The sequence below is a fragment of the Kitasatospora sp. NPDC088548 genome (assembly GCF_044753005.1).
GTDB lineage: Bacteria > Actinomycetota > Actinomycetes > Streptomycetales > Streptomycetaceae > Kitasatospora.
The window spans coordinates 164,516-183,490 of the sequence record NZ_JBIVMI010000017.1; the positions used below are offsets into that span (position 1 = coordinate 164,516).

15 protein-coding genes and 1 pseudogene are annotated in these 18,975 nt (G+C 73.0%); 12 read left to right on the forward strand and 4 right to left on the reverse strand.

Annotation, left to right across the window (positions count from 1 at the left end; all coding sequences use genetic code 11):
- Positions 1–121: 121 nt before the first annotated feature.
- From ACIP82_RS22380 to ACIP82_RS22405, 6 genes are all read left to right on the forward strand, one after another.
- Positions 122–787 (forward strand): class I SAM-dependent methyltransferase, encoded by a 666-nt coding sequence (locus tag ACIP82_RS22380; RefSeq protein WP_400655490.1) that lies wholly within the window; start codon positions 122–124, stop codon positions 785–787.
- Positions 788–986: 199 nt separating this feature from the next.
- Entirely contained in the window at positions 987–2,981 is a 1,995-nt protein-coding gene (locus tag ACIP82_RS22385; protein WP_400655492.1) for a glycerophosphodiester phosphodiesterase, read from the forward strand.
- A 380-nt stretch (positions 2,982–3,361) separates the two neighbouring features.
- Positions 3,362–4,597: an MFS transporter gene (locus ACIP82_RS22390; protein ID WP_363612086.1), complete on the forward strand. Its 1,236-nt coding sequence runs from the start codon at positions 3,362–3,364 to the stop codon at positions 4,595–4,597.
- Positions 4,598–4,798: 201 nt separating this feature from the next.
- Positions 4,799–5,479, forward strand: coding sequence for a DUF6308 family protein (locus ACIP82_RS22395; RefSeq protein WP_400655494.1), 681 nt, complete (start codon positions 4,799–4,801; stop codon positions 5,477–5,479).
- Between the two features lie 67 nt (positions 5,480–5,546).
- Positions 5,547–6,506: a D-2-hydroxyacid dehydrogenase family protein gene (locus ACIP82_RS22400; RefSeq protein WP_400655496.1), complete on the forward strand. Its 960-nt coding sequence runs from the start codon at positions 5,547–5,549 to the stop codon at positions 6,504–6,506.
- Between the two features lie 50 nt (positions 6,507–6,556).
- On the forward strand, positions 6,557–7,648 hold the full coding sequence (locus ACIP82_RS22405) for a hypothetical protein (protein WP_400655498.1): 1,092 nt from the start codon (positions 6,557–6,559) through the stop codon (positions 7,646–7,648).
- A 111-nt stretch (positions 7,649–7,759) separates the two neighbouring features.
- On the opposite strand, the gene ACIP82_RS22410 is transcribed toward ACIP82_RS22405, so the two are convergent.
- The gene (locus ACIP82_RS22410) at positions 7,760–9,352 is read right to left on the reverse strand and encodes a M4 family metallopeptidase (protein WP_400655501.1); all 1,593 of its coding nucleotides are present in this window, start codon (positions 9,350–9,352) and stop codon (positions 7,760–7,762) included.
- Positions 9,353–9,508: 156 nt separating this feature from the next.
- Here ACIP82_RS22410 and ACIP82_RS22415 point away from each other — a divergent pair, with 156 nt between their 5' ends.
- From ACIP82_RS22415 to efeU, 5 genes are all read left to right on the forward strand, one after another.
- The gene (locus ACIP82_RS22415) at positions 9,509–9,910 is read left to right on the forward strand and encodes a GNAT family N-acetyltransferase (protein WP_400655503.1); all 402 of its coding nucleotides are present in this window, start codon (positions 9,509–9,511) and stop codon (positions 9,908–9,910) included.
- Between the two features lie 248 nt (positions 9,911–10,158).
- Positions 10,159–10,983, forward strand: coding sequence for an ATP-binding cassette domain-containing protein (locus ACIP82_RS22420; protein ID WP_363612098.1), 825 nt, complete (start codon positions 10,159–10,161; stop codon positions 10,981–10,983).
- A 263-nt stretch (positions 10,984–11,246) separates the two neighbouring features.
- On the forward strand, positions 11,247–12,392 hold the full coding sequence (gene efeO, locus ACIP82_RS22425; protein ID WP_363612100.1) for an iron uptake system protein EfeO: 1,146 nt from the start codon (positions 11,247–11,249) through the stop codon (positions 12,390–12,392).
- Between the two features lie 134 nt (positions 12,393–12,526).
- Positions 12,527–13,852, forward strand: a complete 1,326-nt coding sequence (efeB, locus tag ACIP82_RS22430; protein WP_363612102.1) for an iron uptake transporter deferrochelatase/peroxidase subunit — start codon at positions 12,527–12,529, stop codon at positions 13,850–13,852.
- A 48-nt stretch (positions 13,853–13,900) separates the two neighbouring features.
- Entirely contained in the window at positions 13,901–14,752 is an 852-nt protein-coding gene (efeU, locus tag ACIP82_RS22435) for an iron uptake transporter permease EfeU (protein WP_363612104.1), read from the forward strand.
- A gap of 84 nt (positions 14,753–14,836) precedes the next feature.
- Here efeU and ACIP82_RS22440 read toward each other — a convergent pair whose 3' ends face one another.
- Positions 14,837–15,115: a hypothetical protein gene (locus ACIP82_RS22440; RefSeq protein ID WP_363612106.1), complete on the reverse strand. Its 279-nt coding sequence runs from the start codon at positions 15,113–15,115 to the stop codon at positions 14,837–14,839.
- A 374-nt stretch (positions 15,116–15,489) separates the two neighbouring features.
- On the opposite strand from ACIP82_RS22440, the gene ACIP82_RS22445 reads away from it, so the two are divergent.
- Positions 15,490–16,137, forward strand: coding sequence for an HNH endonuclease family protein (locus ACIP82_RS22445; protein WP_363612108.1), 648 nt, complete (start codon positions 15,490–15,492; stop codon positions 16,135–16,137).
- 94 nt (positions 16,138–16,231) lie between these two features.
- Here the strand turns inward: ACIP82_RS22445 and ACIP82_RS22450 are convergent, their stop codons facing one another.
- On the reverse strand, positions 16,232–18,790 hold the full coding sequence (locus tag ACIP82_RS22450; RefSeq protein WP_400655507.1) for an ABC transporter permease: 2,559 nt from the start codon (positions 18,788–18,790) through the stop codon (positions 16,232–16,234).
- Positions 18,791–18,873: 83 nt separating this feature from the next.
- A pseudogene (locus ACIP82_RS22455) lies at positions 18,874–18,975 on the reverse strand (ABC transporter ATP-binding protein); the annotation flags it as partial.

Here is an 18,975-nt window from a genome sequence, read left to right on the forward strand (position 1 = left end):
GCGCGGGCCCTTCGGCGGGCGCTTGCCCACCTGCGACCGGGTCCTCCTTCCGGGCGACCCGGACCGGCGGTCACCTGGGGGAGAATCGTCCCGACCGCCCGTACCGCGCCCCGGAGGAACCATGAACCAGCTCGCGAGCACCGCCGGTTACGGGGAGGAGGCCGAGCGGCTCGCCGTGCAGTACGAGAGCGTGACGTTCGCCGAGGTCCACCGCGAGGTGCTGCACCTCGTCCCCGAGCCGCCGAGCGCCGTTCTGGACATCGGCGCCGGCACCGGGCGGGACGCGGCCGCGCTCGCCGGGCTCGGCCACCGGGTCGTCGCCGCCGAACCCACGGCGGAACTGCGCGGTATCGGCCACCGCCTCCACGCCGGACGCGGCATCCGCTGGGTGGACGACGCGCTGCCCTCGCTGCCCGTCCTCGGCGGCGGGCGCGAGCGCTTCGACCTGATCCTGCTGACCGCCGTCTGGATGCATCTGGCCGACCGGGAGCGGCCGTTGGCGATGGACGCGATCGCCGGGCTGCTCGCTCCGGCCGGGCGCGTCCTGCTTTCCCTGCGGCACGGGCCCGTTCCGGCCGGACGCCGGATGTTCGACGTCCCGGCGGACGAGACGGTGGCGCTGGCCCGGGCCCGCGGGCTGGAGCTGCTGCACCGTGCGGAGCGCGGGGACCTGCACGGCCGGGCCGGTGTGCGGTGGAGCATGCTCGCGTTCCAGCGGGCGAGCGGGGCGAGCGGGGCGAGCGGGGCGAGTGGGGTGCGGCGGGCCGATCCGTCGGCGTCGCGCTGAGTTCCCGCGGCCCGGGCCGGCAACCGGACGGCCCGGCGGCCGCGTCCTCGTCCGCGAGGCTCGCGCCCGGTGCCGTATGGAAGCGAACCGGCCAGATACCGCAAGGAATTCGCCATCGACGCGAATCGCACCCCCAATGGTCATGGACGGTTTTCGGAGCCGTGGCTTCCGGTTCGATCGCCATCCCTAGCGTGCGGGCATGACACAGAGTCACCACCCCAGCCCCGTCGGCGCGCACGCCGAGCTCCCCCCGGTCCACCTCGGGCACCAGCCCGTCCGCCGGGCCACCGGCCGGACGGCCCGTCGGACCTCCGCCCTGGTCGCCGCCGTGGCCGCGGTCGCCGCCCTCGGCCTCACCACCGTCGCGCTGAGTGCGCCGGCCGCGGTGTCCGCGACGACCGCGGCGGCCGCGCAGGCCCCCGGCGAGGTCGTCGTCTCCGAGGACTTCTCCGGCTCCGGCCTCCCGGCCGGCTGGAACGCCGTCGAGGGTGACTGGAAGGTGGAGAACGGCCGACTGGTCGGCAGCTCCGCCAACTCCGGCCAGCAGAGCCGGATCACCTTCGGCCGCCACCTGGACGACTTCCGCTTCGAGGCCACCGCCCGCTTCGAGAGCGTCCAGGACACCGCCCGCTGGACGGCGCTCGGCCTGGACGTCCCGGCGAGCGGATCGACCCCCTGGTCGATCGCCACCATGCGCACCGGCACCACGGCCGCCAACGGCCTGGAGTTCGCGCAGCGGACCACCGGCAACGCCTGGAACGTCACCAACACCGGCTCCGCCCCGTCCGCCGCGGGCACCGGCCGCGACGTGCGGATCGCCGTCGAGGTGCACGGCACCAGCGCCCGCTGGATCTTCGAGGGCAAGGAGGTGCTGCGCACCACCCAGGTCGCCCGCAGCGCGGACGGCGGCCAGGCGCTGGTGGTGAACGGCGCGAAGGTGTCGTTCGACGACATCAGGGTCACCGCGCTCGCGCCCGGCGCCTGGATACGCCCGGCGGGCTCGCCGCTGACGGTGTTCGCCCACCGCGGCGCCTCCTCGGCCGCGCCGGAGAACACCCTGGTCTCGGACGAGATCGCCCGGCGTGGCGGCGCGGAGTGGATCGAGAACGACGTCCAGCCCAGCAAGGACGGCGTGCCGTACGTGCTGCACGACGACACCGTCGACCGCACCACCAACGGCAAGGGCCGGATCTGCGATCTGACGGCCGCGCAGATCGACGCGCTGGACGCGGGCTCCTGGTTCGGTCCGGCGTACACGGGCACCCGGGTCCCGACCCTGGCCGCCCAGCTCGACGACCTGCGCACCCGTGGCGGCAACCTGCTGCTGGAGATCAAGGGCCAGCACAGCCGCGACGAGGTGGCCCGGATCGTCAAGGAGGTGCGCGACCACGGCATGACCGGCCGTGTCTTCGTCCAGAGCTTCGAGGTGGACGCGCTGCGCTACACCCGCGAGCTGGCACCGGAGCTGCCGCTCGGCCTGCTCCGCGGTGACCTGGACGCCGACCCGGTGGCGATCTCCAGGGAGCTGGGGCTGGCCGCCTACAACCCGTCGGACGGCGGTCTGTCGGCGCGCGCCGGCGTGGTGAAGGACCTGCACGCCGCCGGGGTCGCGGTGAACGTCTGGACGGTCGACGCGGCCGCCCGCTGGAAGGCGCTGGAGGCCGCCGGGGTGGACGGCGTCATCACCAACCGCCCGGCCGAGCTGTCCGGTTGGAACTCCGCCTGGCTGCAGGGCGGCGCCGTGGCGCCGCCGGCCGCGCCGAAGGTGGAGATCACCTCGCCGGTGGCCGGTGCCACTCTGGACCGTGCCCAGCAGCCGGTCACCGCCGTGCAGGCGACCGGTGCGGAGACGGTCCGGCTGACCCTGGACGGCAAGGAGATCCCGGCGGGCGCCCCGCTGGACACCGCCACCCTGGCCCTGGGCAAGCACACCCTGCGCGCCGAGGCCACCGGCCCCGGCGGCAGCGCCCAGGCCACCGCGGAGTTCACCGTCGCCGCCACGCCGACCGGCCTGGCCTCGCTGATCCTCACCTCGGGCGCGGACCGCAACACGGTGGCCACGCTGACCGTGATGCTCGGTCAGGGCCAGTACCAGCCGCTGGCGAACTGGGCCGAGAACCAGGCCGGCCGGACCGTTCCGGCCGACCGGGCGCAGCTGATCGCGGCCGACGCCCGGGCCCTCGGCCGGAGCTGATCCGCCGATCGTCCGACCCCCTGCGCGACAGGCTCCCGTGCCACCCGGCACGGGAGCCCGTCGCGCGCGTGCGATCCATCAGGTTGTCTGAGGAGTTAGGTAGCCCTTAGGGTGCCGGTGGAACCGTTGAGCGCGGGCCTGGGGTCACACATGTCAGACAAGCGGACAGGTGTGCCCCGGTGCGGCGTCGGCGGATCCGGCCATGACCGGTGACCCATGACCGGTGACCCATGACCGGTGACTCATGCCCCGTGACCACGACCTGCGATCCACGGCTCATGACCACGCTCCCCGGCCGGAGAGCCAAGGCCCGGGGGCAATTCCCGGACCCGGACCCGGACCCAAGACACCAGACCCAAGAGCCAGAGAAGGGCACGCCCGTGAAGAAGGGCCAACTGGGGTTCCTGACCTCGACCCATGCCGTGAACGACCTCTACCAGGGTTTCGTCCCGGCACTCCTGCCGTACCTCGCCTCCGAGCGTCACTACAGCTACGCCGCCACCACCGGTATCACCCTGGCGGCCACCGGGCTGTCGAGCGTGGTGCAGCCGGTGTTCGGCGTGGTCGCCGACCGGCGGTACCGGGGGTGGCTGATCCCGGCGGGCTTCCTGGTCGCGGCGGCCGGGATCGCGCTCGCGGGGGTGAGCGGCAGCTATCCGCTGACCTGGCTCGCGGTGGCGCTCTCCGGCATCGGGGTGGCGGCGTACCACCCGCCGGCGACCAGCGCGGCCCGTGCGGCGGGCGGCAGTTCGCAGCAGGCGATGAGCTGGTTCTCGGTGGGCGGCACGGTGGGCGGGTCGCTGGCGCCGCCGCTGGTCACGCTGGTCGTGGGGGCCACCGGGCTGTCGGGCGCGTGGCTGCTCGCGACGCCCGCCGCGGTGATGGCGGCGCTCTGGGCGCTCAGCGGCCCGTGGATGCGGCTGCGCGGGTACGAGCCCGCCCGGCCGCTGGTGCGGGCCGGCGGGGCCGGGGGACGGCAGGCGGTGCACCGGGACGACTGGCGGGCGTTCGGGCGGCTCGCCGCCACCACCGTCGGCTGGTCGGTGCCGTATGTGACGACGACGTCCTTCCTCTCCCTCTACATCAGCCGCGACCTGGGCGGCTCGGGCGCGGTCGCGGCGCTGGCGCTCACCGCCTTCACCGCGGCGGGCGCGGTCGGCACCCTCCTGGGCGGCTGGCTGGGTGACCGGTGGGGGCGGCTGGTGCCGGTGCGGATCGGGTACCTGGCGGCGCTGCCCGCGCTGGGCGCGCTGATCCTGGCACCCGGTGCGGGGGTGGCGCTGGTGTGCGCGCTGCTGTTCGGGCTGGCGATGTTCCTGCCGTTCGCGCCGCAGGTGACGCTGGCCCAGGACTATCTGCCGAACCGGCCCGGTACGGCGAGCGGGGTGACGCTGGGGCTGGCGATGTCGGTGGGCGGGCTGCTCTCTCCGCTGTTCGGGATGCTGGCCGACGCCCGGGGGCTGACGGTGACGCTGACCGGGATGCTCGCCGTCCTGGCCGTCGGCTGCGTCCTCGCGCTGCGGCTGCGGGACCGGGATCTCTCGGCGGAGGCGGTCGGCGCCGTCCCCGAGGACGGGCGCGAGCCGCTGGCCGGCAGCGCGGTCTCCGACGGCTGAGTCCGGCGGCTGAGTCACGGGGCCGAGTCCGGCGGGCGGTGCCGGGCACCGCCGGCGGCGCCGGCCGGCCGGGGGAGAACGGGCCCTGAGCTGTTCGGACATGAAGTGGAACACCCGTGCCGGACACCGGAATCGACTGGAACGATTCCCCGCGCCGCGCGCCTGGCGGGAATTGTCGGACACGCCCTACGATTCGCCGTCATGAACCAGAGCATCAGCGTGGGCGGCCACCGGATATCCGTGGCCGAGGCCGCCAAGTGGGTCCGCGCCTACTTCGACGAGCAGGCGAACACCGCCGCGGCCGCGGCCAAGGGCGGCAAGCCCTTCGCCTACCCCGTGTACGACCGGCTGGACACCGGCAGCGGGCCGGACGGACTCAACGACGGCGACCTGCTCGCCCCGCTGCTCCTCAATGTGGCGCCGAGCATCGCGGCCGTCTTCAACCTGCGGGCCGTCCGCCCGGAGCTGGAGGCGGCCCTGGCCCGCATCCCCCGGGACCTCACCCTCCAGGAGGCGGTGGCCCGGGGCGCCCACCGCGAGCTGATCGAACCACTGGTCGGCGTGCTGGACCGGGCCGCAGGGGTGCGCGGAGTCCAGGGCACGATCCTGATGAAGATCCTGCACCGCAAGCGCCCGCTGTTCCTCCCGCTCTACGACACCCAGGTCTACGCCTGCTACTGCGGCGCCGCCGAGGAGTTCCCGATCAAGCCCGAAACCGGGCGCGGCTGGGCCGAGTTCTTCTGTCGGCTGGCCGAGGCCATGGCCCACGACCTCGACCGCCAGGCCGGGCAGTGGGCGGTGCTCGCGGCGGCCGCCCCGGCCGACGTGTCACCGCTGCGCGTCCTCGACGTGGTCGCCTGGCACCTCGGCAAGCCGGAGTAGCGGGGCCACCGTCTCCGTGTGCGCCCCGGCCGGGCCGGCGGCCGGGGCCGTCTGCGAGAGTGCGGGCATGAAACTTCGCTGCGCCGTTCTCGACGACTTCCAGGGTGTCGCCACGAGCATCGTCGACTGGTCACCGGTCGCCGACCGGGTGGCGGTGACCGCCTTCCGTGAGCACTTCGGCTCGGAGGACGAACTGGCCGAGGCCGTCGCCGACTTCGACATCATCGTCACCCTGCGCGAGCGGGTGGCGTTCCCCGCCTCGCTGTTCGCCAGGCTGCCCCGGCTCAGGCTGCTCGTCGCCTCGGGCATGCGGAACTCGGTGATCGACCACGCGGTCGCCCGCGAGCACGGGGTGACGGTCTGCGGCACCGCCAGCTCCGCGACCCCGCCGGTGGAGCTGACCTGGGCGCTGCTGCTCGGCCTCGCCCGGGGCATCGTGCCGGAGAGCGCGGCGCTGCGCGCCGGTGGCCCCTGGCAGAGCACCGTCGGCGCCGACCTGGCCGGGCGGCAGCTGGGGCTGCTCGGCCTCGGGAAGATCGGCAGCCTGGTCGCCCGGGTCGGCCTCGCCTTCGGCATGGAGGTGGTCGCCTGGAGCCAGAACCTCACCGGCGAACGGGCCGCCGAGGTCGGGGTGCTCAAGGCCGCGTCCAAGGAGGAGTTGCTCGGCGGCAGCGACTTCGTCTCCGTGCACCTCGCCCTGGGCGAGCGCACCCGGGGCCTGGTCGGCGCGGCCGAACTCGCCCTGATGAAGCCCGAGGCCTACCTGGTCAACACCTCCCGCGCGGCCATCGTCGACCAGGACGCCCTGCTCGCCGCCCTCACCGAGGGCCGGATCGCGGGCGCGGCCGTGGACGTCTTCGACATCGAGCCGCTCCCCGCCGACCACCCGCTGCGCACCGCCCCGCGCCTGCTGGCGACCCCGCACCTCGGCTATGTCTCGCGGGACAACTACCGGACGTACTACGGTCAGGCGGTCGAGTCCATCGCGGCGTTCCTGGCCGGCGCGCCGATCCGCCGACTGGGCTGACACGCCGGAAGGTGCGCCGTCCGGGGCAACGGCCCCCGCATACTGGCCGCGTGACGAGCCGAGACGGGGTGCGCGGGGCGGGCGGCGGACTGCCGGGCCGCCGGGGACTGCTGCTGGCGGGCGCCTCCGCCGTGCTGCTCGGCGCGGCCGGCTGTTCGAGTAGTGGCGTCAGGCGGGAGACAGGAACGGCGAGTTCGGCCGGGCAACCAGCGCAGTCAGGGCAACCAGGACAGCCAGGGCAGACCGGTCCGGCCGGCGCCACCCCGGAGGCGACGGCCGCGCCCTCGGCCCCGACCGGTACCCCCACCGCACTGCCCCGGCCGCAGCCCTGGCAGCCCGGCCCGTCCGACGTGCAGCCGGACGTCAAGCGCCGGGCCGTCGAACTGGTCACCGCCATCGGCTCCTGGCCGGCCGGCGGCCAGGGGGCGGACGCGGCGAAGGCACGGGTGGCGGCGCTGGGGCTGCCCCCTGGCCTGGTGGACCAGGCCGGCCCGCTCGCCCCGGCGGCCGACGAGGCCGCGCTGGAGGTGATCGTCGCCCAGTACGGCGGCATCCTCGCCGGTTCTGCGAGCGTGCTGGTGGTCTGCCGGCAGTGGACCCGAGGGCCGGACGGCTCCGTCGTGGAGGGCGGGACCACCGTCGACGTCCGGCTGAGCCGCGCACAGCCCCGCTGGACCGTCACCGACCTGCTCCCGGGCGATCCGGGGGCCCCCGCCGCCGCGCCCTCGCCCGCCGTCGGCCAGGTGCTGGCCCAGCCGAGGATCCAGCTGCCGCCCGAGGCCGCCGCCGACCTGCGCAGCGGCACCGTGCACGACAGCGTGCCGCGGGCGATGCTCCAGCTGGCGGGCGGCTACCAGCTGTACGTCAGCGTGGTGCGGTCCGGCCACCCGCTGGACGTGTTCGGCACCACCCGGCCCAGTGACCACCCGCGCGGGCGGGCCTTCGACGTCTGGCGGATCGACGGCCGGGCGGTGGTCGATCCGGCGACCCCGCGTCAGCTGATCGAGTCCTTCATGCGGGACGCGGCGGCGGCCGGCTCCTACAACGTGGGCGGTCCGATCGCGCTGTCGGGCGGTACCGGCAACCAGTTCTTCACCGACGACACCCACCACGACCATGTGCACATCGGGTTCACGTCCTGACAGCGGCCGTGACGTGAGCGGCCGTGACGTGAGCGGCCGTGACGTGAGCGGCCGTGACGTGAGCGGCCCGCCGCCTGGGCGACGGGCCGCTCACAGGACTCACGGGACGGCTCAGCCGACCGAGACGGCGCTCCAGGCGGCGGCGACCGCCTTGTACTCGGTGCTGTTGAGGCCGTAGAGGTCCTTGGCCGCGCTGAGGGTCGCGGTGCGGGCGCCCTTGTAGTTGGTGGTGGACGTCATGTAGACGGTCAGGGCGCGGTACCAGATCCTGGCGACCTTCTGGTTGCCGATGCCGGCCACCGTGGAGCCGTTGCAGGTGGGGCTGTTGTAGGTGTAGCCGTTGATGGTCCTGGTGCCGCTGCCCTCGCTGGCGAGGTAGAACCAGTGGTTGCCGACGCCGGAGGAGTTGTGGACGTCGAGCTGCCCGACCTTGCTGGTCCAGCAGTCGGCGGACCGGCCGTCGAGCGAGGGCTTGTCGAAGCGGCGCAGCCACGGCGGGGTGGACTGGTCGCTGAAGAGGTAGTCCGGGGTGTCGATCGGGTTGTTGGCGTACCACTCGACCATGGTGCCGAGGATGTCGCTGGTGGCCTCGTTGAGGCCGCCGGACTCGCCGCTGTAGCGGAGGTTGGCGGTGGCGCTGGTGACGCCGTGGGTCATCTCGTGGCCCATGGTGTCGAGGTCGACCTGCTCGGGGTCGGTGGTGCCGTCGCCGTCGCCGGTCATCATGCAGAAGCAGTCGTCGGACCACTGGGCGTTGTCCCAGTTGGTGCCGACGTGCACGAAGACGGTGGCGCCCTTGCCGTCGTTCTTGATGCTGTTCCGGCCGAAGGTGTTCTTGTAGTAGTCGTACGTCCAGGCGGTGTTGGCGTGGGCGTCGACGGCGGCGGTGGCGCGGTTGGTGGAGAACTTCCTGCCGTCGCCCCAGACGTTGGTGGTGCTGGTGAACGCCGTTCCGGAGCTCGCGGTGAGCAGGTTGGCCGAGACGTTCTTGGCGTCCTTGGTGATGTGTCCGCGCACCGGGTCGGTCAGGGTGTAGCCGCCGGACTTCTGGGTGGTGTCGATGGTGATGTCGCCGGTGTACTCGGAGTGGCCGGTGCCACTGGCCCGGTGCTCGGAGTCGTAGGCCTCGATCTGCTCGCCGGTGGTGGCGTCGGTGACGACGACCCGCCCGGTGGGCTCGCCGTGCTCGCCGGCGCCCTTGACGGTGGTGCGCCAGGCCAGCCGGGGCGTGCCGTCGGCGGCCCAGACGACCAGCTCAGGGGTGCTGGTCGCGTTGACGACGCCGGGGGCGGCCTGGAGCGCGCGGCCGGCGGTGGCCTGCGCGGGGACGCTGGGGACGGTGGACGTCACGGCGGCATCGTGGGCGGCGGCGTGGGAGGAGTCCTTGAGCCGGCCGCGCGCGTCCTGGTGCACCACCAGGTCGCCGCCGACGACGGGCAGTCCCTGGAAGGTGCGGTCGAAGCGGACGTGCTGGGTGCCGTCGGCGTCGAGGACGACGTCCTTGACCACGAGGGCCTGGCCGTCGCCGAAGCCGAACACCCCGGCGTTGTGGGCGACGTTGGCCCGGGCCCGGTCGATCGCCGCGGCCCGGTCGGTGGGGGCGGCGGCGGCCGAGCCGGCCTGGACGGTGGTGGCGACGAGGGCGGCGGTGGCCGCTACGGCCGCGGCCGCGAGGTAGCGGCGGCGAGAGGAGGTGGGGCTCACTCTGACTCCAGTCGGGGTAGCTGCAGGGAAGGAGCTGCGACTGAGATTGACGGTGGGCAGTCAAATTGAGCTAGGGGTAGGGTCGGATCTTGACCAATTCGTGTCCTGTACTGATCAAATCTGATCGAAGGTGAGGCCCTGTTCTACGATCGCGCGGTGACGATCACATACCTGTGGCGCGGTGCCTTCGATGACGACGAGGTCGGCGCGCTGCATGCCGAGGCCTTCGGCCACCCCGTCGTCCCGTCCGGGTGGCGGGCCCGGCTGGAGCGGCACAGCCTCGGCTGGGTCTGCGCCCGGCGGGCCGGCGACCGCGCGCTGGCGGGCTTCGTCAACGTGGCCTGGGACGGCGGCCGGCACGCGTTCGTCCTGGACACCGCGGTCGCGGCGGCGGCGCGGCGCTCGGGCGTCGGCGCGCGGCTGGTGGCCGCCGCCGCCGAGGGGGCCCGGGCGGCCGGCTGCGACTGGCTCCACGTGGACTTCGAGGAGCACCTGCGCCCGTTCTACCTGGACGCCTGCGGATTCCGCCCGACGGAGGCCGGGCTCATCCGGCTCTGAGCCGCCCCCGGTCCGCCGTCGGGCACCCCGCGCCGGGGGGAGTCGGCGCGGGTCCTGGCCCGATCCAGTCGCCAACCGGCAAGCGCCGCCCGGGTTCTGCACCCGGGCGCCCCGTCCACACCTCGGACGCCCCCGGCCGCCGCCGCGCCGACGGTTGTACCGTGCAGGTGGACGGTCGGCGCCTGCCCGCCCGGTGCGGCGCCGCGCCCGCACCCTGCCAGGAGCCAGCCACCGGAGGCCCGTCACCCATGAGCACGTCCACCCCCCTGCCCGACGGTCCACTGCTGCGTACCAAGGACGTGGACGTCGTCCGCGACGGACGCCACCTGCTGCGCGGGATCACCCTCGCCATCCAGCCGGGCGAGCACTGGGCCCTGCTCGGGGCCAACGGCGCCGGCAAGTCCACCCTGCTCGGTCTGCTCGGCGCGGTCTCGCACCCGACCCGGGGCGAGGTGGACGTGCTCGGCCGCCGGCTCGGCCGGGTGGACATCCGCGACCTGCGTGCCCACCTCGGGCACGTCAACCCGCGCCACCCGCTGCGCTCGCCGCTGACCGTGCGCGAGGTGGTGCTCACCGGCCTCACCAACAGCATCGAGCCGGACCTGCACCGCAAGCCCGGACCCGAGGCCCTGGACCGGGTCGAGCAGCTGATCGAGACCCTCGGTATGACCGCGATCGCCGAGTCCCCCTGGACCACCCTCTCCCAGGGCGAGCGCGGCCGGGCCCTGATCGCCCGCGCCCTGATGCCCAGCCCCCGCCTGCTGCTGCTCGACGAGCCCGCCACCGGGCTGGACCTGACCGCCCGCGAGCAACTGCTCGACAGCCTCGACCTGTTGCGCCACCAGCACCCCGAGCTGGCCAGCGTGCTGGTCACGCACCACCTGGAGGAGCTGCCGGAGAGCACCACGCACGCGCTGCTGCTGCGCGGCGGCGAGTGCGTCGCCGCCGGTCCGGTCGACGAGGTGATGACCACCGAGCTGATCAGCGCCTGCTTCGGCCACCCGATCCGGATCAGCCGGCACGAGGGCCGCTGGACCGCCCGCGCGGCCACCCGGCGCACCCCGCTCCGGTGAGGCTCGTCGCCCGGTGACCGGTTCTGGTCCTCCGGGGGTTCCGGGCCGGTGGTGGTCGGTAGGCTGACGACCCGCTCGGCGCAAGGGGAGGCGAGGCCTGCGGCGGACCGTGGTGCGTCGCAGGTGGGGGCCGGTGTAGACGGCCAAAAAAGATATCCCTAAGGTATGCCTTAGCTAAGTGGGTGGGGGCACCGGTGGCTCCGGTGCCATTACCCACGCTCAGCCCTGCCCCGGTACCGCCTGCCCTTCCCGTTGGAGCCTTCATGTCCGCCCGTCGTTCCACCGCAGCCACGCTGCTCACCCTCGCTGTGGCAACCGCCGCTCTGGCCGGCTGCTCGCAGAAGAAGGACGACAAGGCATCCTCCGACGCCGTCAAGGTGAACGCCACCGACTCCGCCTGCGAGGTCTCCAAGACGACCTTCCCGGCCGGCCACGTCGTGATCGACATCACCAACAAGGGCTCGAAGACCACCGAGGTCTACGTCTACGGCGACGGCGACAAGATCATCACGGAGCGCGAGAACATCGGCCCCGGCACCAAGGCGACGATCAACGCCGAGATCAAGGCCGGTTCGTACGAGGTCGCCTGCAAGCCGGGCATGGTCGGCGACGGCATCCGCCAGAAGATCACCGTCACCGGGGACGGCGCCACCGCCGCCGCCTCGGCCGACCCGCGCCTGGTCTCCGCCGTCGCCGCCTACCGCACGTACGCCCAGGAGCAGGCCGACGCCACCATCCCGGCCGTCGAGGCCTTCGCCGCCGCGATCAAGGCCGGCGACCTGGAGAAGGCCAAGTCGCTGTACGCGCCGTCGCGCACCGGCTGGGAGCGCACCGAGCCGGTCGCCGAGAGCTTCGGGGACGTCGACCCGAAGACCGACACCCGCGAGGACAAGCTGGAGCCCGGCCAGCAGTGGACCGGCTGGCACAAGCTGGAGAAGTCGCTCTGGGCCGATGCGAAGATCGGCGACGAGGAGAAGACGCTCGCCGACCAGCTGGTCAACGACCTGAAGGACTGGCAGAAGAAGATCCCCGAGGCCGAGATCACCGCGACCAGCATGGCCAACGGTGCCAAGGAGCTGCTGGACGAGGTCGCCACCAACAAGATCACCGGCGAGGAGGACCGCTACAGCCACACCGACCTGGCCGACTTCGCCGCCAACGTCGAGGGCGCGGAGAAGGCCTACGAACTGCTGAAGCCGGTCGCCGCGGAGAAGGACGCCGAGCTGGCGAAGACCCTGGACGCCGAGTTCGAATCGATCCAGGCGCTGCTCGCCAGGTACAAGCAGGCCGACGGCACCTACACCTCCTACGACAAGGTCACCGAGGCCGAGCGCAAGACCTTCTCCGACGCGGTGAACTCGCTGGGCGAGCCGCTGTCGAAGCTGGCCGCCGCCGTGGTCGTCAAGTAACGCGCACCCGTCAGCCGGCTCGCCAGAGCCGCCGGTACCACCTCGTCACAAGTACCACCTCGTCACACCGCCGTGGCGGCCCCAGCGGCCGCCACGGCATCCGTGAGTCAGCACAGAGAAGGGCCCGCCCGCCGATGGACGTCGAGAACGAGCAGCAGAACGGGACGCCGGCCGGTACCGACGCCACCGCCACCACCAGTGCGCAGCGCGACGCCGCCCGCAGCCCGATCAGCCGCCGTGCCGTCATCGGCTGGGCCGGCGCCGGGGTGGCCCTCGGCGCGGCCGGGGTGGGCTCGGTCGCCGCCGCGACCCGCCAGGACGACGACGCCCCGGCGCAGGCCGCCGCGGGCGGGGACATCCCGTTCTACGGCGAGCACCAGTCGGGCATCTCCACGCCGGTCCAGGACCGGCTGCACTTCGCCGCCTTCGACGTCTCCGCCACGGCCACCCGCGACTCGCTGGTGAAGATGCTCAAGGAGTGGACCAAGGCCGCCGCCGCGATGACCGGCGGCCGTGACGTCGGTACCGGCGCCGTCAGCGGTCTGCCCGAGGCGCCGCCGGACGACACCGGCGAGGCCCTCGGCCTGCCAGCCTCCCGGCTCACCCTCACCATAGGCTTCGGTCCCACCCTGTTCGAGAAGGACGGTGTGGACCGCTTCGGCCTGCGGGCCAAGCGCCCCGAGGCCCTGATCGACCTGCCGAACTTCAAGGGCGACAAGCTCGATCCGCAGCGCAGCGGCGGCGACCTCTGCGTCCAGGCCTGCGCCGACGACCCGCAGGTCGCCGTGCACGCGATCCGCAACCTGGCCCGGATCGGGATGGGCACGGTCAACATCCGCTGGTCGCAGCTCGGCTTCGGCAAGACCTCCTCCACCACCCCGGACGCCCAGACCCCGCGCAACCTGCTCGGCTTCAAGGACGGCACCCACAACATCGCGGGCACCGACACCGCCCGGCTCGCCGAGCACGTCTGGGCCGGCCCGGGGGACGGTCCGGAGTGGATGACCGGCGGCTCGTACCTGGTCGCCCGGCGGATCCGGATGCACGTCGAGACCTGGGACCGCACCTCCCTCAAGGAGCAGGAGGACGTCTTCGGCCGGACCAAGGGCGAGGGCGCGCCGTACGGCAAGGCCAAGGAGCACGACGCGCCGGACCTCAAGGCGATGCCGGCCGACTCGCACGTGGCCCTGGCCCACCCGGACGCCAACAACGGCCTGATGATCCTGCGCCGCGGTTTCTCCTTCACCGACGGCACCGACGGCCTCGGCCGCCTGGACGCCGGCCTGTTCTTCCTCGCCTACCAGCGCGACAGCCGCAAGGCGTTCGTCCCGCTCCAGCAGCGGCTCGCCGCCAGCGACAAGCTCAACGAGTACATCCAGCACGTCGGCTCCGCCCACTTCGCCTGCCCGGCGGGCGTCCGCAAGCCCGGTGAGTGGTGGGGCCAGGCCCTCTTCGGCTGATCCCCGCCCGACCCGTACGTACCACCTCTTCACCCCCCAGGAGCCAGCGTGTTCGGCAACTACCTGATCGGCCTGCGCGAGGGCCTCGAAGCCAGTCTCGTCGTCTGCATTCTGATCGCCTATCTGGTCAAGACCGGCCGCCGGGACAAGCTTCCGCCGGTCTGGGCGGGCATCGCCGCCGCGGTCGTCCTCAGCATGGTGTTCGGCGCCGTGCTGCAGTACGGCTCGACCCAGCTGACCTTCGAGGCCCAGGAGGCGCTCGGCGGTTCGCTGTCGATCATCGCCGTCGGCCTGGTCACCTGGATGGTGTTCTGGATGCGCCGCACCGCCCGCCATCTGAAGACCGAGCTGCACGGCAAGCTCGACGCGGCCCTCGCCATGGGTACGGTCGCGCTGGTGGTCACCTCCTTCCTGGCGGTCGGCCGCGAGGGCCTGGAGACGGCGCTGTTCATCTGGTCGGCGGTGCAGGCCACCAACGACGGCTACAACCCGATCATCGGTGCGGCGCTGGGCCTGCTCACCTCGGTGGTGCTCGGCTGGCTGTTCTACCGCGGCGCGCTGAAGATCAACCTGGCGAAGTTCTTCACCTGGACCGGCGCCATGCTGGTCGTCGTCGCGGCCGGCGTGCTCGCGTACGGCGTGCACGACCTGCAGGAGGCCGGCTGGCTCGGCGGCCTGCACAACGTGGCCTTCGACATCAGCAGCACCATCCCCAAGGACAGCTGGTACGGCACCCTGCTGAAGGGCGTGTTCAACTTCCAGCCGGACCCGACGGTGCTCCAGCTGGTGGTCTGGGCGCTCTACCTCGTCCCGACGCTGGCGATCTTCCTCGGCGTCTTCGGCGGCAAGCCGGCCAAGCCCGTCACCCCGGGCGCCGGCTCCGCCAGGCCGGCCGCCTGACCGGCCCGCACCCCAGGACCAGCCTCCCGCCCCGCCCGGCCACCCGCCGGGCGGGGCGGTTCGCGTTCGGCGGCAGGTGCCCCGCTACCGGCCGTTGCGGTAACTCGCCATCACCACCAGGAAGACGATGAAACCGATGACGCCGAGGACGATCGGCCAGGCCCGGATCTCCTGCTGGAAGTCGCCCGCGCCGTGCGACTCGGACAGGTGCTGCTCCGCCTTGGCCCGCGCGAACGTCCCGGCGCGCTTGCGGTAGCCGCAGCTGTCGCAGACCACGTACCGCTGGTTGTTCCCGCCGTGGGTGATCCGCATCGTGTGCTGGTGCCCGTCCGGGCCGTCGCCCGTGATCCTGCTCGTCTCCATACCGGACCCCCTGTCGTTCCCCATTGCTCCGTATCGGAACATCGTCGCACGTGTCACCGACAACCGGCCCAGGGGGAGGGAGCGTTCACGGCGGATCGCCGCCCCGGAGGCGTGACCCGGCCGAGGCCGTGCCGGCCACCCCGGCGGTCGCCCAACTGCCGCTTTCCGGAGCGGGGTTCACCACCGGCTCGCGCCAACCGCCCAGCCGGGGCGTGGTGTTCGCGGCGCCGTGGGACCGGACCGGAACTGAGGGCCGGTCAAAAGTTCACCTCCAGGGTCTACCCGCGTAAACCGGCGAGCGTCATGCTGGTTGCCAGCCCGGGCCGCTCCGCCCGGGGGCTTCCGCCTGCCCTCACCGATTCTGGAGTCCCCGCATGCCTGCGATACGTCCGCTCCACCGTGCCCTGGTGGCCGCCGTCGGCGCCCTGCTGCTGCTCGCCGCCACGCTGCTGGCCGGCGCCGGCAGCGCCCAGGCCGCCCTCCCGAGCCCCGTCTCGGCCGCCACCGCCCGTACCTACCTGGCCTCCATGGCGGCCATCGCGGAGTCGCACGCCGACAGCTACGACCGTGCGCTGTTCCCGCACTGGATCACCATCTCCGGTACCTGCGACACCCGTGAGACGGTCCTCAAGCGCGACGGCTCCGGCGTGGTGACCAACGCCAGCTGTGCCGCCGTCAGCGGCAGCTGGGTCTCGGTGTACGACAACGCCACCACCTCCAACGCCTCCTCCTTCGACATCGACCACCTGGTGCCGCTCGCCGAGGCCTGGCGCTCCGGCGCCTGGGCCTGGACGACGGACCAGCGCAAGGCCTTCGCCAACGACCTCACCCGCCCCCAGCTGCTCGCCGTCTCCGCGAGCTCCAACCGTTCCAAGGGCGACCAGGACCCGGCCCACTGGCTGCCCCAGGCGTCCTACCGGTGCACCTACGCCCGTGCCTGGGTGCAGGTGAAGTACTTCTACGGCCTGACCGTCGACAGCGCCGAGAAGAGCGCCCTCACCGGCATCCTCAACGGCTGCTGAGGAAACGTTCCCTCCTTACGCCGGAGCCCCGGCCGCCAGGACTCGGGTGAATCGAGTCCGCTGCGGCCGGGGCTCCGGCGCTTCGCGCGGTCGGCTACGCGCCCTTGATCGCGCCCAGGATGTCCAGGCGGGACGCCCGGCGGGCCGGCCAGACGGCGGCCAGCAGGCCGATCAGGGCGGCGCCGATCAGGAAGCCCACGATCTGCACCGGCGGCACCACGGTCGTGATGTTCTTGATGCTGTCCGCCAGCGTGCGGTTGCCCGCCCAGGCGACCACGATGCCGAGCAGCACACCGACCACGCCGCCGAACAGCGCGATCATCAGCGACTCCAGCCGGACCATCCGGCCGATGCCGCGGCGGTCCAGACCGATCGCCCGCAGCATGCCGATCTCCCGCCGGCGCTCGAACACCGACATCGCCATGGTGTTCACCACGCCGAGCACCGCGATCACCACGGACATGCCCAGCAGCCCGTACATCATGTTCAGCACGGCGGTGACCATCTGACTGGTCTCCGCCTTGATGTCCTTCTCACCCTTGACCGCGATCAGCGGATTGCCGCCGGTCGCGTCCCGCAGCGCCTGCTTCAGCGCGGCGTCGGCACCGTTGGCGCCCTTGACGAGGACCTTGGTCAGACCGGAGCCGGCCGAGGCGTGCGGGCCGACCACGGCGTCGGGGGCGATCATGCCGGCCAGCACGGTGTTGGCCTCCAGCACGCCGCCGACCGTCAGCGAGCCCTTCACACCGTCGGGGTAGGTGACGGCCAGGGTGTCGCCCACCTTGAGGCCGTTGTGCTCCGCGGAGCCCGAGCTGATCAGCAGCTTGCCCTGCTTCAGGGCGTCCGCCGAACCGTCCGTGACCTTGACGGTGGCCAGCTGGTCGATCGTCGTGGCGTCGACGCCGGTCAGCCACTCGGTGCCGTCGTCGGTCTCGACCGACACGCTGCGCATCACGCTCATGGCGGTGACGCCGGGCGCCTTGGCGATCTGGGTGGCGACCTCGGGGGAGAGCGTCGAGAAGTTCTGCATGGCGACCGTGTAGTCGGCCTTCATGTCGATCGCGGTGGCCTCGTCCACGGCCTTGCTCACCGAGGCGCCGACCACGGTCAGCGCGGTGATCAGGGTGACGCCGATGGTCAGCGCCGAGGCGGTGGCGGCGGTGCGGCGCGGGTTGCGGACGGCGTTCTCCTGGGCCAGCTTGCCCGGGGTGCCGTACAGCCTGCGCAGGGCCGGGGCGAGCAGCGTGATCAGCGGCCGGGACAGCAGCGGGGTCAGCACGAAGACGCCGACCATCAGCGCACCCGCGCCGAGGCCGACCAGACCGACCGCCTTGGCCGCGGAGCCGGCCAGCAGACCGCCGACGCCGACCGCGGCGAAGAGGAGGCCGATCGCGTTGCGCACCCGCAGGCTCTTCTGCGAGGCGGGCTGCTCGACCGAGCTCATCGCGGCCACCGGGGCGATCCGGGAGGCCCGGCGGGCCGGCAGCCAGGCGGCCAGCACCGTCACCACGACCCCGACGCCGACCGAGGCGATCACGGTGGACGGGCCGATCACCAGCGGACCGTCCGGCAGACCCGCGTCCAGCGGGCCGTTCAGCAGCGACTGCAGGCCCGCGGCGATGCCGATGCCGGCGAGCAGGCCGGCCAGCGAGGAGACCAGGCCCACCAGCAGCGCCTCGATCAGCACGGACCGGGTGACCTGCTTGCGGCTGGCACCGACGGCGCGCAGCAGCGCGAGTTCCTTGGTGCGCTGGGCGACCAGCATGGTGAAGGTGTTGGCGATGATGAAGATGCCGACGAACAGCGAGATGGCGGCGAACACCAGCAGCGCCCTGCCCAGGCCCTTGGTGCCCTCGGCGATCATCCGGTCCTGCTCGTCGGCCAGTTCACGGCCGGTCTTCGCCTCGATCGAGTCATTGCCCTGCGGGACGGTCTGCCGCACGGCGGCGAGCAGCGCGCTGTCGTCCGCGCCGGGCTTGCCCTTGACGTCGATCTCGGCGAACCGGCCGGGGGCCAGGTAGAGCTGCTGGGCGGTCGCGGTGTCGAAGGCGGCGAGCGAGCCGCCGGAGAGCACCCGCGGGTCGTTGGCGTGCAGCGTGCCGGTGAGCTTCAGCTCCATCACCGGGCCGTTGACGGCCACCCGGACGGTGTCGCCGACGTTGAAGCCGCCCTTCTCGGCGGTCTTGGTGTCCAGGGCCACCTCGCCGGAGGTGCGCGGGCCGCGCCCGTCCACCAGCGGGTAGCGCGGGTCGGTGCCGTCGGCGCCGGGCACGAAGTTGGTGCCGGTGGTGGTGAAGCCGTTGCCGATCAGGGCGCCGTTCCGGTCGGCGATGCCGGCGAAGCCGCTGACCACGCCGCGCGCCTCGGCGGCGCCGGGCAGTGCCGCGATCGCCTTGCGCGTCTCCTCGTTCAGGGTGGGCCCGCCGGTCGCCTTGGCGCCGCGGTCGTAGCCCCGGACGACGGCGTCGCGGTCGCTGACCGTGACGGCTATGTCGGTGTAGCTCTTGGCGCTCTGGGACCTGAGCGCGTTGCCGAGGGTGTCGGTGAAGACGAGGGTGCCGGCCACGAAGGCGGTGCCCAGCATGACGGCGAGGGTCGTCATCAGCAGCCGGGCTTTGTGGGCCAGCACATTGCGCAGTGCGGTGCGGTACATGAGGGAGTGTCAGTCCTGAGGTGTCTGGGGGCGGCCGGAACGGGGTCGGAGCCCGGACGGGTGGGTGCGGGGGCCGGCCGGCTCTAGCTGGTACGGCCCTTGGCGTCGAAGCGGCGCATGCGGTCCAGGACGGTGTCGGCGGTGGGGTTGACGAGTTCGTCGACGATGCGGCCGTCGGCGAGGAA